Source organism: Neoluteolibacter marinus (genome assembly GCF_014904755.1).
GTDB classification, from domain to species: domain Bacteria; phylum Verrucomicrobiota; class Verrucomicrobiia; order Verrucomicrobiales; family Akkermansiaceae; genus Haloferula; species Haloferula marina.
On record NZ_JACZFQ010000154.1, the window covers coordinates 1 to 1,061 of the forward strand.

General features: G+C 66.6%; 1 protein-coding gene. It reads left to right on the forward strand.

The window, feature by feature from the left end:
- Positions 1-174: 174 nt before the first annotated feature.
- Positions 175-1,061 (forward strand): IS481 family transposase (locus tag IG178_RS24270; RefSeq protein ID WP_193215179.1); only part of this gene is annotated, 887 nt, incomplete at its 3' end.

Here is a 1,061-nt window from a genome sequence, read left to right on the forward strand (position 1 = left end):
TACATGGTCGGGATGACAGTGTCCTGCGTCACGACATCGTTGACGCCCCTGACCACCACGTTTCCGCGTGAGCGTTGACCGATGAGTCCCGACATCGTTGACAGATCCCCACCACTGATCGTTGACCGGTGAGTCGCGACATCCTTGACACCCTGGCCCCGGTGACGATGCCGGATGAGCACCCAGCGCAACATCGTCATCGCCCGCTCCGTGATCGACCAGGGCCTCACCACCACCCAGGCCGCCGAGAAGTTCGGGATCTCTCGCCAATGGGTCCACGTCCTGGTCACCCGCTACCGCGCCGGCGGCAGCCAGGCGATGCACCCGGGCTCGAAAGCACCCCGCAGATCCCCGCAGCGCATCCCTCCACCACTGCGCGAACGCATCATCACCCTGCGCACAGAACTCACCGCCCAAGGCGCTGACGCGGGCCCGGAGACCATCGCCTGGCACTTGGACCAAGAAGGACTGCGCGTGCCCTCGACCTCCACGATCCGCCGCATCCTCCACGCCGAGGCCCTGATCCAGCCCGCCCCGCGCAAACGCCCGAAATCGTCCTACCTGCGCTTCGAAGCCGACCTGCCCAACGAGTGCTGGCAAGCCGACATCACCCACACCTTCCTGACCACCGGCACCCGCATCGACATCCTCGACGTGCTCGATGACCATTCCCGGATGCTGCTGCACATCCAGGCAGCCGCCTCGTTCTCCGGGCCCATGGTCGTGGAAGCCATGAACGCCCTGATCAGCCGCTACGGGCCACCGGCCTCGACCCTGACCGACAACGGCCTGGTCTTCACCTCCCGGCTGGCCAGGTACCGAGGCGGCCGCAACGGATTCGAGAAGCTGCTCGATGCCCACCGCATCCAGCAGAAGAACGGGGCACCAGGCCACCCGCAGACCCAGGGCAAGATCGAGCGCTTCCACCAGACCCTCAAACGCTGGCTGGCCGCCCGCCCGACACCAGCCGATCTCCCCGAGCTGCAGGGCCTGCTGGATCAGTTCCAGCACTGGTACAACACCGCTCGCCCCCACCGAGCCCGCGGCCGACAGACACCAGC